Source organism: Plasticicumulans sp., assembly GCF_035331805.1.
In the GTDB taxonomy this organism is placed as follows: domain Bacteria; phylum Pseudomonadota; class Gammaproteobacteria; order Competibacterales; family Competibacteraceae; genus Plasticicumulans.
Map to the genome: position 1 here is coordinate 1 of NZ_DAOLKE010000079.1, position 12,778 is coordinate 12,778.

The 12,778-nt window shown below is 69.9% G+C and carries 14 protein-coding genes; 2 read left to right on the forward strand and 12 right to left on the reverse strand.

Features of this window, described 5'->3' with window-relative positions; all coding sequences use genetic code 11:
- The 8 genes from PKE44_RS07850 to PKE44_RS07885 form a co-directional block, all read right to left on the reverse strand.
- Positions 1-674, reverse strand: a 674-nt coding sequence (locus PKE44_RS07850) for a helix-turn-helix domain-containing protein (RefSeq protein ID WP_324549801.1), incomplete at its 3' end; no start/stop codon positions are given.
- Positions 671-1,489 (reverse strand): tetratricopeptide repeat protein, encoded by an 819-nt coding sequence (locus PKE44_RS07855; protein ID WP_324549803.1) that lies wholly within the window; start codon positions 1,487-1,489, stop codon positions 671-673. The genes PKE44_RS07850 and PKE44_RS07855, both read right to left, overlap by 4 nt.
- Positions 1,486-2,631, reverse strand: coding sequence for a 23S rRNA (adenine(2503)-C(2))-methyltransferase RlmN (gene rlmN / locus PKE44_RS07860; RefSeq protein ID WP_324549828.1), 1,146 nt, complete (start codon positions 2,629-2,631; stop codon positions 1,486-1,488). Before rlmN ends, PKE44_RS07855 begins: the two co-directional genes overlap by 4 nt.
- Positions 2,632-2,666: 35 nt before the next feature.
- The gene (ndk, locus tag PKE44_RS07865; protein ID WP_324549805.1) at positions 2,667-3,098 is read right to left on the reverse strand and encodes a nucleoside-diphosphate kinase; all 432 of its coding nucleotides are present in this window, start codon (positions 3,096-3,098) and stop codon (positions 2,667-2,669) included.
- Positions 3,099-3,237: 139 nt separating this feature from the next.
- Positions 3,238-3,561, reverse strand: a complete 324-nt coding sequence (gene iscA, locus PKE44_RS07870) for an iron-sulfur cluster assembly protein IscA (RefSeq protein ID WP_324549808.1) — start codon at positions 3,559-3,561, stop codon at positions 3,238-3,240.
- A gap of 15 nt (positions 3,562-3,576) precedes the next feature.
- Positions 3,577-5,199 carry an aminotransferase class V-fold PLP-dependent enzyme gene (locus tag PKE44_RS07875; protein ID WP_324549811.1) on the reverse strand — a complete coding sequence of 541 codons (1,623 nt, stop codon included), beginning with the start codon at positions 5,197-5,199 and terminating at the stop codon, positions 3,577-3,579.
- 22 nt (positions 5,200-5,221) lie between these two features.
- Positions 5,222-5,701, reverse strand: coding sequence for an Rrf2 family transcriptional regulator (locus PKE44_RS07880; protein WP_324549812.1), 480 nt, complete (start codon positions 5,699-5,701; stop codon positions 5,222-5,224).
- A 97-nt stretch (positions 5,702-5,798) separates the two neighbouring features.
- On the reverse strand, positions 5,799-6,578 hold the full coding sequence (locus PKE44_RS07885) for an RNA methyltransferase (RefSeq protein ID WP_324549830.1): 780 nt from the start codon (positions 6,576-6,578) through the stop codon (positions 5,799-5,801).
- A 125-nt stretch (positions 6,579-6,703) separates the two neighbouring features.
- Between PKE44_RS07885 and PKE44_RS07890 the strand changes: the two genes are divergently transcribed.
- Both PKE44_RS07890 and PKE44_RS07895 read left to right on the forward strand, forming a co-directional pair.
- The gene (locus tag PKE44_RS07890) at positions 6,704-7,501 is read left to right on the forward strand and encodes an inositol monophosphatase family protein (protein ID WP_324549814.1); all 798 of its coding nucleotides are present in this window, start codon (positions 6,704-6,706) and stop codon (positions 7,499-7,501) included.
- Positions 7,502-7,763: 262 nt separating this feature from the next.
- The gene (locus PKE44_RS07895) at positions 7,764-8,108 is read left to right on the forward strand and encodes a hypothetical protein (protein WP_324549816.1); all 345 of its coding nucleotides are present in this window, start codon (positions 7,764-7,766) and stop codon (positions 8,106-8,108) included.
- A gap of 155 nt (positions 8,109-8,263) precedes the next feature.
- Here PKE44_RS07895 and secF read toward each other — a convergent pair whose 3' ends face one another.
- The 4 genes from secF to tgt all read right to left on the reverse strand — a co-directional run.
- Positions 8,264-9,196 (reverse strand): protein translocase subunit SecF, encoded by a 933-nt coding sequence (gene secF, locus PKE44_RS07900; RefSeq protein WP_324549819.1) that lies wholly within the window; start codon positions 9,194-9,196, stop codon positions 8,264-8,266.
- Positions 9,197-9,209: 13 nt separating this feature from the next.
- The gene (gene secD / locus PKE44_RS07905) at positions 9,210-11,063 is read right to left on the reverse strand and encodes a protein translocase subunit SecD (RefSeq protein WP_324549821.1); all 1,854 of its coding nucleotides are present in this window, start codon (positions 11,061-11,063) and stop codon (positions 9,210-9,212) included.
- Positions 11,064-11,195: 132 nt separating this feature from the next.
- On the reverse strand, positions 11,196-11,528 hold the full coding sequence (yajC, locus tag PKE44_RS07910; protein ID WP_324549823.1) for a preprotein translocase subunit YajC: 333 nt from the start codon (positions 11,526-11,528) through the stop codon (positions 11,196-11,198).
- 135 nt (positions 11,529-11,663) lie between these two features.
- A partial coding sequence (gene tgt / locus PKE44_RS07915) for a tRNA guanosine(34) transglycosylase Tgt (protein ID WP_324549826.1) occupies positions 11,664-12,778 on the reverse strand: 1,115 nt, incomplete at its 5' end.

Here is a 12,778-nt window from a genome sequence, read left to right on the forward strand (position 1 = left end):
GGCCACGGCCTCGCCGCCAGGGCCGGCGAGGCCGTGGCCGGGGCCACCGGGTTCATCGACGGCGCCGGCGCAGCCGCATGCCCGGGCGTGGCGGCCACCGGATTCACCGCTGCCGGCGCGACAGCCGGTGCCGGTGCCGGTGTGGTCTCGGGGGCGCTGGCGGTCACCGGCGCCGGGCGCGCGGATTCGCTGCGCGTCAGCCCGCCCGGGGCGCGGGCGACCCCGGTCGGCTGCGCGAGACCGGCGTTGCCGCTGACGGTCAGATCGGTCGACAGCTTCTCGAAGGCCTGCCAGCCGACGTAGCCGAGCAGCGCGAAGCTCAGCAGGTATGCAAACGGCCGCAGCGAATGATGGCCGCGCGGGGCGGAACTCGGGGCCTCGCCACGCAGGCGCAGCGGCGGCGGCTCGGCCGGCACCGCCTGACGGTATTCGGCGAGCGCCGACGAGGCTTCGACATCGAGCACACGGCAGTAGCGGGCCAGCCAGCCGCGCACGTAGACCGGCGCCCCGAGCGCGGCCCAGTCCTCGGCCTCCAGGCCGCGCACGACCTCGGCACTCAGCCCGCTGAGGCGCGCCGCAGCGGCCTGATCCAGGCCGCGCTGCTCGCGGGCCGCAGCAAGACGCCGGCCGACGGTCGGTCCGGATACGGGAAGGACGGGCTCGGGTGCGTTCATCGCGGACGGTAAGACCGGGCTTCGGGCGAATCGGGATAGGCACGCAGCAGCTCGGCGACGAGCTGGCGACGCTGCGCACTGCCGCCGAGCGCGTCCTCGACGCGCACGGCGAGGCCGAGGCTGCGCGCGCTGCTGCCGTAATCGCCGTGCAGCCGGCGCAGCAGCTCGCGGGCCTGCGGCAGGTTGCGCTGCTCGAAGGCGAGCAGTGCACGCTCGTACAGCACCTGTGCCATCGCGCCCGGTGCCACCTCGAGCGCGCGATCGAGATGCGCGCCGGCCCGCGCCCAGGCCTGCTGGCGCCGGGCACAGCTGGCGGCCTCGATCCAGGCGGTTTCCGGAGCTTCGAGGGTGCCGGAACCGGCCAGCTCGATGAAGCGCTGCTCGCCTTCGGCCGCCTGCGTGCCGCGCACGCACTGCAGGCGCGTGCGGTTGATCAGCGCCGCGGTATAGCCGGATTTCAGCGCCAGCGCCCGGTCGTACTCGCGGGCGGCTTCGTCATAGCTGCGCAGCTCTTCGAGCGCGATGCCGAGCGCATTGTGCGCCTCGGCCGAATCGTCGTCGAAACTCAGCGACTTGCGCAGCTTGCTCACGGCGACCTGGTAGTCCCCCTGACGGATGTAGCCGACACCGAGCTGCAGGTTCAGCTGCGCGGCCTGCTTCTTGTCGATCTCGAAGGGGTCGGTGCTCGGCGCCCGGACGTTCGTGGTCGTGGCGAGGTTCTTTTCCTTGTCACCACCGTCGCCGAACCACGAGGCGCAGCCACCGAGCATGGCGACGGCGCCCAGCACGCAGACGATGCGCAGGCCCGTCCTCATGCCGACGGCTGTCCGAACGAAGTCCCCGCCCCGCGCACGGCCGGCTCGATCGCCACCACCTGCGTGATGCGGCGGCTGCGATCCTGCACGCGCCCGGCGAGCTGGCCGCAGGCGGCGTCGATGTCGTCGCCGCGCGTGCGGCGCGTGACGGTGGTGATGCCGTAGCCGCCGATCAGGATGTCGCGGAAGCGGTCGATGCGCGCCTGCGGCGAGCGCCGGTAGCGCGTGCCCGGGAACGGGTTGAACGGGATCAGGTTGATCTTCGACGGGATGTGCCGGATCAGCTGCGCGAGCGCGTGCGCGTGCGCATCGGAGTCGTTGACGCCGTCGAGCATCACGTACTCCCAGGTCACGCGCCGGTGCGGCTTGTCGCTGATGTAGTGCGCGCAGGCCGCGAGCAGCTCGGCGATCGGGTACTTGCGGTTGATCGGCACGAGTTCATCGCGCAGCGCATCGTCGGGCGCGTGCAGCGACACGGCGAGGCTCACGTCGGTGACCTCGGCGAGCCGGTACAGCGCCGGCACGATGCCCGAGGTCGACAGCGTCACGCGCCGCTTCGACAGGCCGAAGCCGAAGTCATCGAGCATGATCTGCATCGCCGCGACCACGTTCGCGAAGTTCGCGAGCGGCTCGCCCATGCCCATCATCACGACGTTGGTGATGATGCGCGTGTCGTTGCTGCCCCAGCCGAGCGCGTGGTTGGCGGCCCAGACCTGACCGACGATCTCGGCGACCGACAGGTTGCGGTTGAAGCCCTGCTGCGCGGTCGAGCAGAAGCTGCAGTCGAGCGCGCAGCCGATCTGCGAGGACACGCACAGCGTGCCGCGGTCGGTCTCCGGGATGAACACCGATTCGATGCAGTTGCCGCTGTCGACGCGGATCAGCCACTTGTGCGAACCGTCGCCCGAGGCCTGGTCGAGCACGACCTCGGGTGCGCGCACCTCGGCGACCTCGGCGAGGCGCGCGCGGAACTTCTTCGCGAGGTCGGTCATCGCGTCGAAGTCGGCGACGCCCTCGTGGTAGATCCACTTCATCAGCTGCCGGGCGCGGAACGGCTTTTCCCCGAGCGAGACCATGAAGGCCTCCAGTTCGGGGCGCGTCAGGCCCAGCAGGTTGGTGCGCGCGGGGGCGTCGACCGGCATCGTCACGTCAGGCAACCGTCGATCAGGCACGCGGATCAGCGCGTGCGCGGGCAGACGCCGTCCTGGCCGAAGAAGTAGGCGATCTCGACGGCGGCAGTCTCCGCGGCGTCGGAGCCGTGCGCGGCGTTCTCGTCGACCGAGACGGCGAAGTCGTGGCGGATCGTGCCGGCGGCGGCCTTCTTCGGGTCGGTCGCGCCCATGATCTCGCGGTTCTTCTGGATCGCGTTCTCGCCTTCGAGCACCTGGATCATCACCGGGCCGGAGATCATGAAGCTGACCAGATCCTTGAAGAACGGCCGCTCCCGGTGCACCGCGTAGAAGCCTTCGGCCTGTTCCTGCGACAGGTGCGCCATCTTCGCCGCGACGATCTTCAGGCCGGCGGCCTCGAAGCGCGCATAGATCGCGCCGATCAGATTCTTGGCGACGGCGTCCGGCTTGATGATGGACAGGGTGCGCTCGATGGCCATTCGGTGAAACTCCGTTGCGGTTCAGAAACTTGGGTGGGGAAATACAATGCCGCCCGCGGCCGGTCGGCGCGCGGGCGGCAAGTGTACCGGCTGCACCGGGCAGCGGCAACGCGCGTCCCGGTGCCGCCCGGACCTGACTTCAGACCGCGAAACTCTCGCCGCAGCCGCACTGCGACTTGACGTTCGGGTTCGTGAACCGGAACGCCTCGTTCAGGCCCTCGCGCACGAAGTCGAGTTCGGTGCCGTCGATGAACGGCAGGCTCTTGCGATCGACGACGAGCTTCAGGCCCCGGTCCTCGAACACCTGGTCGTCGGCATGGATGGCATCGGCAACCTTGACCACGTAGGCGAAGCCCGAGCAGCCCGAGCTGCGCACGCCGAGGCGCAGGCCGAGCCCGTGCTCGTGCTTGTCGATGTAGGTCTGCGCGCGCTTCGCCGCGGCTTCGGTCAGCGTGATGGCCATGGTGGGACTCCTCGTTCAGGCGGTGGATCGGAGGTCGGAACCGGTTTCGGGCAGCCGGCCGGCGGCGGCGTCGAGTGCCGCCGCGAGGGCGCGCAGCGCCAGCACCGACGCCGGCAGGCGCTGCGCCGGCAGGCCGAGGGCGGCAGCAAGATCAGCATGATGCAGCGCACGGGCTGTGCCCGCGTCGAGCCCGGGCAGCTGCGTGGCCAGCCAGGATGCGGCGGCGATCGCCGCGACCGTGCCGCAGGCCGACTGGCGGACTTCAGCGATGCGCCCGTCGCGCCCGAAGCGCAGTTCGAGGCGGATCAGGTCGCCGTCGGCCGACGGACCGGCCGTGGCACGGCTCACGCCCGGCGTGCCGCAGGCGAACGTGCCGGCATGCTGCGGATCGCGGAAATGAATCTGGGCGGCAGGGCCGTAATTCAAGGCGGCCAGGGCTTCGGGATCGGTGCCGGCGGCTTCGGCGAGCGGTGCATCGGGGCAGAGCGGCGACAGTCCGCGCAGCCAGCCCACGGCCCGCGTGATCCGGGCGATGGCCAGATCGATGTCGGCGAGGCTCGTCGATCGCCCCGGCGACAGCCGCAGGCTGCAGCGGGCGGGGGCATCCGGCACGCCCAGCGCGCGCAGCACGTGCGAGGGCTGCGCCTCGGCCGAGCTGCAGGCCGAGCCGCCCGACAGCGCAAGCCCCGGCAGCGCGGCGAACAGGCTCTCGCTGCCGATGCCCTCGAAGCCGAGGTTCAGGATGCCGGCGACGCGCTGCTGCGGATGCCCGTGCAGGTGCGTGCCGGGCAGGTGACAGAGCCCGGCCCGCAGCCGTTCATCGAGCGCCGCGAGGTGCCGCGCGTCGGCTTCGCGCCGCTCGCGCAGCAGCCGGCAGGCCGTGCCGAAGCCGACGATCTGGTGCACGGCCAGCGTGCCGGCGCGCAGGCCGCGCTCCTGACCGCCGCCGTGCATCTGCGCATCGAGCCGCACGCGCGGCAGCCGGCGCACGTACAGCGCGCCGATGCCCTTCGGCCCGTACAGCTTGTGCGCCGACAGACTCATCAGGTCGAGCTCGGGCAGCCATGCCGTCAGGTCGATGCGCCCGGCCGCCTGCGCGGCATCGACGTGGAACAGCGCGCCGTGCGCACGCACGAGCCGCCCGAGCGCGGCGATGTCCTGCACGACGCCGGTCTCGTTGTTGACGGCCATCACCGACACCAGTGCGGTGTCCGGGCGCAGCGCCGCGGCGAGTCGCGCCGGATCGAGCAGGCCGTCGGCGCCGGGATCGAGCACGGTCAGCCCGGCGCCGGCGCGGCGCAGCTGCGCGCAGACATCGAGCACCGACTTGTGTTCGGTCGAACAGGTGATCAGGTGCCGGCCGCGGCGGCTGGCCTGCAGCGCGCCCTTCAGCGCCAGATTGCTGGCTTCGGTGGCCCCGGAGGTCCAGACCAGCTCGGCCGGATCGCAGCCGAGCAGCGCCGCCAGTTCGGCGCGTGCCTGCCCGACGCGCGCGGCAGCCCGCCGGCCATGGGCGTGGGTGGTCGAGGCCGGATTGCCGAAGTCCCCGTCGGCGCCCAGACATTCGAGCATCGCGGCAACGACCTGCGCATCGACCGGCGTGGTCGCGGCGTGATCGAGATAGACGGCGCTGCTCATCGCATCGGTGCGCGCACCGGCCTCAGTCGCCGGCGGCGCGGCGCAGGTCGTGCTGCACGAAGTGACGCAGCGGATGCGTGCTGACGGCCGGCTGGCGGGTGCCGATGCGCCGCGCCATCTCGCCGAGCGTGCGGCCCTGCAGGAAGGCGTGGATGTGGCTGGAGAGTTCGACCCAGAGCTCGTGGGTCAGGCACTGGTGATCGCCGTGACAGTTGCCGAGGCCGCCGCAGCGCGTCGCATCGACCGACTCGTCGACGGCCTCGATGACTTCGGCGAGCGTGATCGCATCGGCGCTGCGGGCCAGCGAATAGCCGCCGCCGGGGCCGCGCGTGCTCGCGACCAGGCCCTGCTTGCGCAGCTTCGCGAACAGTTGTTCGAGGTAGGCGAGCGACAGGTTCTGACGTTCCGAGATGTCCGACAGCACCACCGGTTCGCCGTGGAAATGCAGCGCGAGATCCAGCATCGCGGTTACCGCATAGCGGCCTTTCGTCGTCAGTTTCATGTCTGCCCCCGTCGCTTCCGCCTCGATAGTCCGGCCCCGTGCGTAGCAGGACCGTCTTTAGTGTGGGCCGCTTTATACTCGTACCCGAGAAAAGCGGTCAACTATTAGGCACTTCTCCGCTGATCTGCGTCAGCTGTGCATCGGTGCGGCGCATCTGCTTCCCGCCCTGCACCGCCGACAGCACGCCGCGCAGGATCGCCAGTTCGTTCTGCTCGACCGCGGCGCGCGCGAACAGCCGGCGCAGCCGGCGCATCAGGTGGCGCGGGCGCTGCGGATCGTGGAAGCCGATCTCGATCAGCACCTGCTCCAGGTGCGCGTAGAACTGCTCCATGTCGTCGTGCGCCGCCAGCCGGTCGAACGGTGCCGGCGCCTCGCCGCTCTCCTGCAGCGCCAGCAGCGCGACGCGCACCTCGTAGCAGAGTACCTGCACGGCGGCGGCGACATTCAGCGAGCTGAATCCGGGATGGGTCGGGATGTGCACGAACTGCGTGCAGTAGGCCATCTCGGCATTGGTCAGCCCGGTGCGCTCGCGCCCGAACACCAGCGCGCAGGTCTCGCCGGCCGTCAGCATCGGCGCGATGCGGCTCGCGGCGGTGCGCGCATCCATGACCTCGGCGACGATGTGCCGCGGACGCGCCGAGGCGCCGAAGGCGCAGGCGCAGCCGGCGAGCGCCTCGGGCAGCGTCGCGACCACGCGCGCCGCCGTGAGCACGTCATCGGCACCGGCGGCGCGCGCACTGGCGGCCGGGTCCGGATAGCGTTCCGGCGCCACCAGCACCAGCTCGCTCGCGCCCATGTTCTTCATCGCGCGCGCAGCGGCGCCGATGTTGCCGGGATGACTGGTTTCGACGAGGACGACGCGGAGGTTCGGCAGCAGCATGCGTGCAGGCGGTCCGGTACGGCGCGGGGGCGGATCGGATATGCTACGCGATTCTTTGCCCGACCCGGGCTCCGATCTTTCCCAAGACCGCTCCAGAGCGCCCCCGAAGCGAAGCCGCCGCCATGCATCCGACCCTCACCATCGCCCAGCGCGCCGCCCAGGCCGCCGCCAAGGTCATCCTGCGCAACATCGACCGGCTCGATCAGCTGACGGTCAGCGAGAAGGGGCGGCACGACTTCGTCAGCGAGGTCGACGTGCAGGCCGAGCGCGAGATCGTCAAGGTGCTGCGCAAGACCTACCCCGATCACGCGATCCTCGCCGAGGAGAGCGGCGCGGCCGGCGAATCCGATTACCAGTGGATCATCGATCCGCTCGACGGCACGACCAACTTCCTGCACGGCCACCCGCAGTTCGCGATCTCGATCGCGCTGAAGGTGCGCGGGCGCCTCGAATCCGCGCTGATCCACGATCCGCTGCGTCAGGAAACCTACGCCGCCGCGCGCGGCGAGGGCGCGACGCTCAATGACCGCCGCATCCGCGTCAAGCCCGCGGCCGGCCTCGACGGCGCGCTGCTCGGCACCGGCTTCCCGTTCCGGGCGCCGCGGCACATGCCGGCGTATCTGGCCTGCTTCGCGGCGCTGGCCGAGCACTGCGGCGAGATGCGCCGCGCCGGCTCGGCGGCGCTCGATCTCGCCTACGTCGCCGCCGGCCGCCTCGACGGCTTCTGGGAGATCGGTCTGGCCGAATGGGACATGGCCGCCGGCGTGCTGCTGGTGCAGGAAGCCGGCGGCCTGGTCGGTGACTTCGGCGGCGGCGCCGAGTACTTCCGCACCGGCAACGTCGTCGCCGGCACGCCCAAGGTATTCAAGGGCCTGCTGCAGACCATCCAGCCGCACCTGACGCCGGCACTGAGCCGCTGAATCCCCCCGCCTCCGGATCTCTGCTGCGGCGCGCCATAAATTACCGGATGCCATGATGGCAACGACTTTCGTTGCCGTCATGCGCAAGAGCCTGCACGGCCGCATCGGACTGCTCTAGTCTGACCCCGGTTTGCACCCGGCCGAAGGCTGTCTGCCACGGCAGCGAACTTCGGGACTGACCGCGCACTCCGACGTACCGCCACAGTTCCCGCCCCCATAAGCAAGCGCGGCATACCCGATCACGGGGATTCAGGAGGTCAGCATGCAGAAGAAAACCCTCGCCTTTCTCGCGCCGCCGTTTGCCATCGCCCGCTTCGGCGGCCGCGTCGCCTGGTGCGCAGCTCCGATCGGCACGGTCTGGATGAGCGCGATCGTCGGCATCCTGATCGGCATCCAGGGCGACATGAGCACGGCCACCCGCGAACCGATGCTGTGGGTCATCGCCCTCGGCCTGGCGATCTGGGCCGTGTCCTCGGTGTGGGCGCTGATGGTCATCGGCGGCGTCGATCACGATGTCGCGCACGATGCCGACAGCACGCTCGAACACACGGTGCACGCCGAGGAAGACGAACTCGACCCGCTCGAACAGATCCGCGGCATGCGCTGAACGCGCCGCGCGGCCGTCGCGAGGCGGCCGGAAAACACAAAGGGGAGGCCGGCCGGCCTCCCCTTTTTCATGCCCCCTTCTCTCCCCATCTCACTCCCGCGAGGGCCGAGGGGCTGAAAAGCGAAGCATTCCTGATGATGGCGGTGTGCCCGGCCTCACGGCCGCGCGTCGCCCTCCTCCTTCACCTTCGCCAGCAGATCCTCGCGTGACAGGCCGAGGTGCAGTGCGGTTGCCGAGGCGACGTAGATCGACGAGTACGTTCCGATCAGCACGCCGACGATCATGATCAGCGAGAAGGTGTGGATCGCGTCGCCGCCCCAGACGTAGAGCACGACCACCGCGAGCAGCGTCGTCATGCTGGTCATGATCGTGCGGGCCAGCGTCTCGTTGATCGAGATGTCGATGACGCGCTCCGGCGTGTCCTTGCGCAGCCGGCGGAAGTTCTCGCGGATGCGGTCGAACACGACGACGGTGTCGTTCACCGAGTAGCCGATCACGGCGAGGATCGCGGCGAGGCCGGTCAGGTCGAACTCGATGCCGAACAGCGCGTAGACGCCGATGCAGAACACCACGTCGTGCAGGGTCGCAGCGATCGCGCCGAGCGCGAGCCGCCATTCGAAGCGGAAGGCGACGTAGACGAGGATGCCGAGCATCGCGAACACCGCCGCCAGCGAACCGTTCTGCACCAGCTCGCCGCCGACCTGTGGGCCGACGAACTCGACGCGGCGCACCTCGACCGCACCGTCGTTGCCGAGCTTCAGCGCATCGAGGATGTGCGTGCTGAGCGCCGCGGCGTCGCTGCCCTCGTGCGGCGGCACGCGGATCAGCACCTCGGCGGCCGAGCCGATGTACTGGGTCTGCGCATCGGCGAAGCCGCCGGCGGCGAGCGCCGAGCGCACCTGCGGCATCTCGATGGCCTGCGCGTAGCGCACCTCGATGACGGTGCCGCCGGTGAAGTCGAGCCCGTAGTTGAGGCCCTTGAACACCAGCGCGCCGGCGCAGACCAGCATCAGCAGCAGGGTCAGGATCAGCGACATGCGCCCGAAGCGCATGAAGCGGATGTCGAGCGTGTGGGGAATCAGCTGCATGGCACGCGCTCCGTTACACCGAGATGCGGCCGACCTTGCGACCGCCGTAGACGAGGTTGACCAGTGCGCGGCTGACGGTGACGGCCGTGAACATCGAGGTCAGGATGCCGATGATCAGCGTCACCGCGAAGCCCTTGACCGGGCCGGAGCCGAGCGAGAACAGCGCGATGCCGGCGATCAGGTGCGTGACGTTGGCGTCGAGGATGGTCGCGAACGCCCGCTCGAAGCCGGCCTTGATCGCCGCCTGCGGCGTCAGGCCCAGGCGCAGCTCCTCGCGCAGGCGCTCGTAGATCAGCACGTTGGCGTCGACCGCCATGCCCATCGTCAGCACGATGCCGGCGATGCCGGGCAGCGTCAGCGTCGCCTGCAGCAGCGACAGCGCCGCGATGATCAGGATGACGTTGACCGCCAGCGCCACCACCGAGATGAGGCCGCAGAGCCGGTACGAGACGATCATGAAGATCGCGACGACGACGAAGCCGGCGATCGAGCTGTCGAAACCCTGCTCGATGTTCTCGCGTCCGGCGCTCGGGCCGACCGTGCGTTCCTCGACGATCTGGATCGGCGCGGCCAGCGCGCCGGCGCGCAGCAGCAGCGCGAGGTTGCGCGCTTCCTGCGGGTTGTCGAGGCCGGTGATCTGGAAGCGCGCGCCGAGGCGGTCGCGGATGCGCGCGACGTTGATGACTTCCTCGACCGTGGTCGAGACCTTCTGCGCCTTGCCGTCGACGGTCTTCGTTTCGGTTTTGTTCTCGATGAACACCACCGCCATCATCCGGCCGATCGCGTCCTTGGTCGCATCTTCCATGCGCCGCGCGCCCTTGCCGTCGAGGTTGATGTAGACCGCCGAACCGCCGGTCTGCTGTTCGATGCCGGAGCTGGCGTCGGTGATGTAGTCGCCGGTCAGGATCACGCGCCGTTCGAGCAGCAGCGGCCGGCCGTTGCGCTCGCGGTACAGGCGGTCGTTGACCGGCACCTGGCCGTTGAGCGCCGCCGCCACGTCGCCGGTCTCGTCGACGAGGCGGAATTCGAGCGTCGCCGTGGCGCCGAGGATTTCCTTGGCGCGCGCCGTGTCCTGCACGCCCGGCAGCTGCACGACGATGCGCGCATCGCCCTGCTGCTGGATGATCGGCTCGGCCACGCCCAGCTCGTTGACGCGGTTGCGCAGCGTCGTGATGTTCTGCTGCAGCGCGAAGGTCTGCTTGTCGGCGAGTTCCTTCTCCGAGAACTGGAAGCTCAGCTCCGTGCCATCCGACGAAGCCGGCCCCGGCACCAGCGCCGGCAGCTTGTCGCGGATCACGCCGAGGCCCTTCTGCGCATCGGTTCCGTCGCGGAAGCTGACCTTCACGCCGCCGCCCTGCGCACGGCCGACCGCGTTGTAGCGGATCTTCTCGGTGCGCAGCAGCGTGCGGATTTCCTCCTGATAGCGCTCTTCGAGCTGCTTCACGACCGCCTTCATGTCCACTTCCATCAGGAAGTGCACGCCGCCGCGCAGGTCGAGGCCGAGGAACATCGGGCTTGCGCGCAGGTTCCTGAGCCACTGCGGCGTGGCCGGGGCCAGGTTCAGCGCGACGATGTAGTCGTTGCCGAGCGCCTGCCCGAGCCGGTCGGCGGCGCGCAGCTGATCGTCAGTGCCGGTCAGGCGCACGAGCAGACGGCCGTTCTCGAGCTCGAAGGTCTTCGGCTGGATCTTCAGCCCCTGCAGCTCGCTGCCGACGCGCTCGATCAGGTTCTGGTCGACCGGCGCGGCGCGGGTCGCCGAGATCTGCACGGCGGGGTCTTCACCGAAAACGTTGGGCAGGGCGTACAGCGCGCCGATCACGCACACGAGCACGATCAGCAGGTTCTTCCACCAGGCGAACTGGTTCATCGACGACGGCTCCCGGCCGGAGCGCAGCGCGCATCCGGAAAACGACCCGACCGCGCCGGCGGCCGCGCCGTCGTCCGGTCCTGCGGACGAAGGCGGGCCGCCGGCGCGGTCGCGAGGCTGGCTGGCTGGGGCTCAGAGGCCCTTGACCGTGCCCTTGGGCAGCAGCGAGCTGACGGCAGCCTTCTGCACCTTGATCTCGACCTTGTCGGCGACTTCGAGCGACACGAAGTTGTCGCCGACCTCGACGATGCGCCCGAGCACACCGCCGCCGGTGACGACCTCGTCACCCTTCTTCAGCGCCTCGATCATGCTCTTGTGCTCCTTCTGCCGCTTCTGCTGCGGACGCAGCAGGATGAAGTAGAAGGCGACCATGATCACGACCAGCGGCAGGAACTGCATGATCGGATCGCTGGCGGCGCCGGCGGGGGCGGCCTGGGCGTAGGCGTCGGAAATCAGGAAGCTCATGGACTCACTTTCTCCGTGGGGTCGGTTCGTTGTGCTGGCCGCTCGTCCGGTCGGGGGCGGCTCTGGCGCCGGCAGCTTGTGCCTGCCGGCACCGGTCGCCGCCCGTCGGGACGGCGGCCGGCAAAAGGTCGCGCATTATACACAGCCGTCCGCAGCCGCCCCGCCGCCACGGCGGGCGTGGAAGCCGGCGCGGAATTCCTCGAAGCAGCCCTCGCTGATCGCGGCGCGGATGCGTGCCATCAGCTGCTGGTAGAAGTGCAGGTTGTGGATGGTGGCCAGGCGCGCGCCGAGGATTTCCTGGTTGCGGTCGAGGTGCTTCAGATACGCGCGCGAGTAGTGCCGGCAGGCGTAGCAGTCGCAGTCGTGGCTGATCGGGCCGGTGTCGAGCCGGTGGCGGCTGTTGCGGATGCGCACGTCGCCGTCCCAGGTGAAGTAGTGGCCGTTGCGGGCGTTCCGCGTCGGCATCACGCAGTCGAACATGTCGATGCCGCGCGCCACCGCCTCGACGATGTCCTCGGGCTTGCCGACGCCCATCAGGTAGCGCGGCCGCTCCACCGGCAGTTGCGGCACGGTGTGTTCGAGGATGTGGTTGCGCTCGGCCATCGGCTCGCCGACCGCGAGTCCGCCGACCGCGTAGCCGTCGAAGCCGATCTCGGCCAGCCCCATCGCCGACTGCGTGCGCAGCACCGGGTACATGCCGCCCTGCACGATGCCGAACAGCGCGTTCGGGTTGGCCAGGCGGTCGTGCTCGGCGCGCGATCGCTTCGCCCAGCGCAGCGACAGTTCCATGGACTTGCGCGCTTCGGTCTCGGTCGCCGGGTAGGGCGTGCATTCGTCGAAGATCATGACGATGTCGGAGCCGAGCGCGCGCTGCACCTGCATGGATTCCTCGGGACCGAGGAACACCTTGTCGCCGTTGACCGGCGAGCGGAAGGTCACGCCCTGCTCGCTGATCTTGCGCAGCTCGGCGAGCGAGAACACCTGAAAGCCGCCGGAGTCGGTCAGGATCGGCCCGCTCCAGTGCATGAAGTCGTGCAGGTCGCCGTGGGCGCCGATCACGTCGGTGCCGGGCTGGAGCATCAGGTGGAAGGTGTTGCCGAGGATGATCTCGGCGCCGATCTCGCGGATTTCCTCCGGCGTCATGGCCTTGACGGTGCCGTAGGTGCCGACCGGCATGAACGCCGGGGTTTCGACCGTACCGCGCGCAAACGTCATCCGCCCGCGCCGCGCGGCGCCGTCGGTCGTGAACA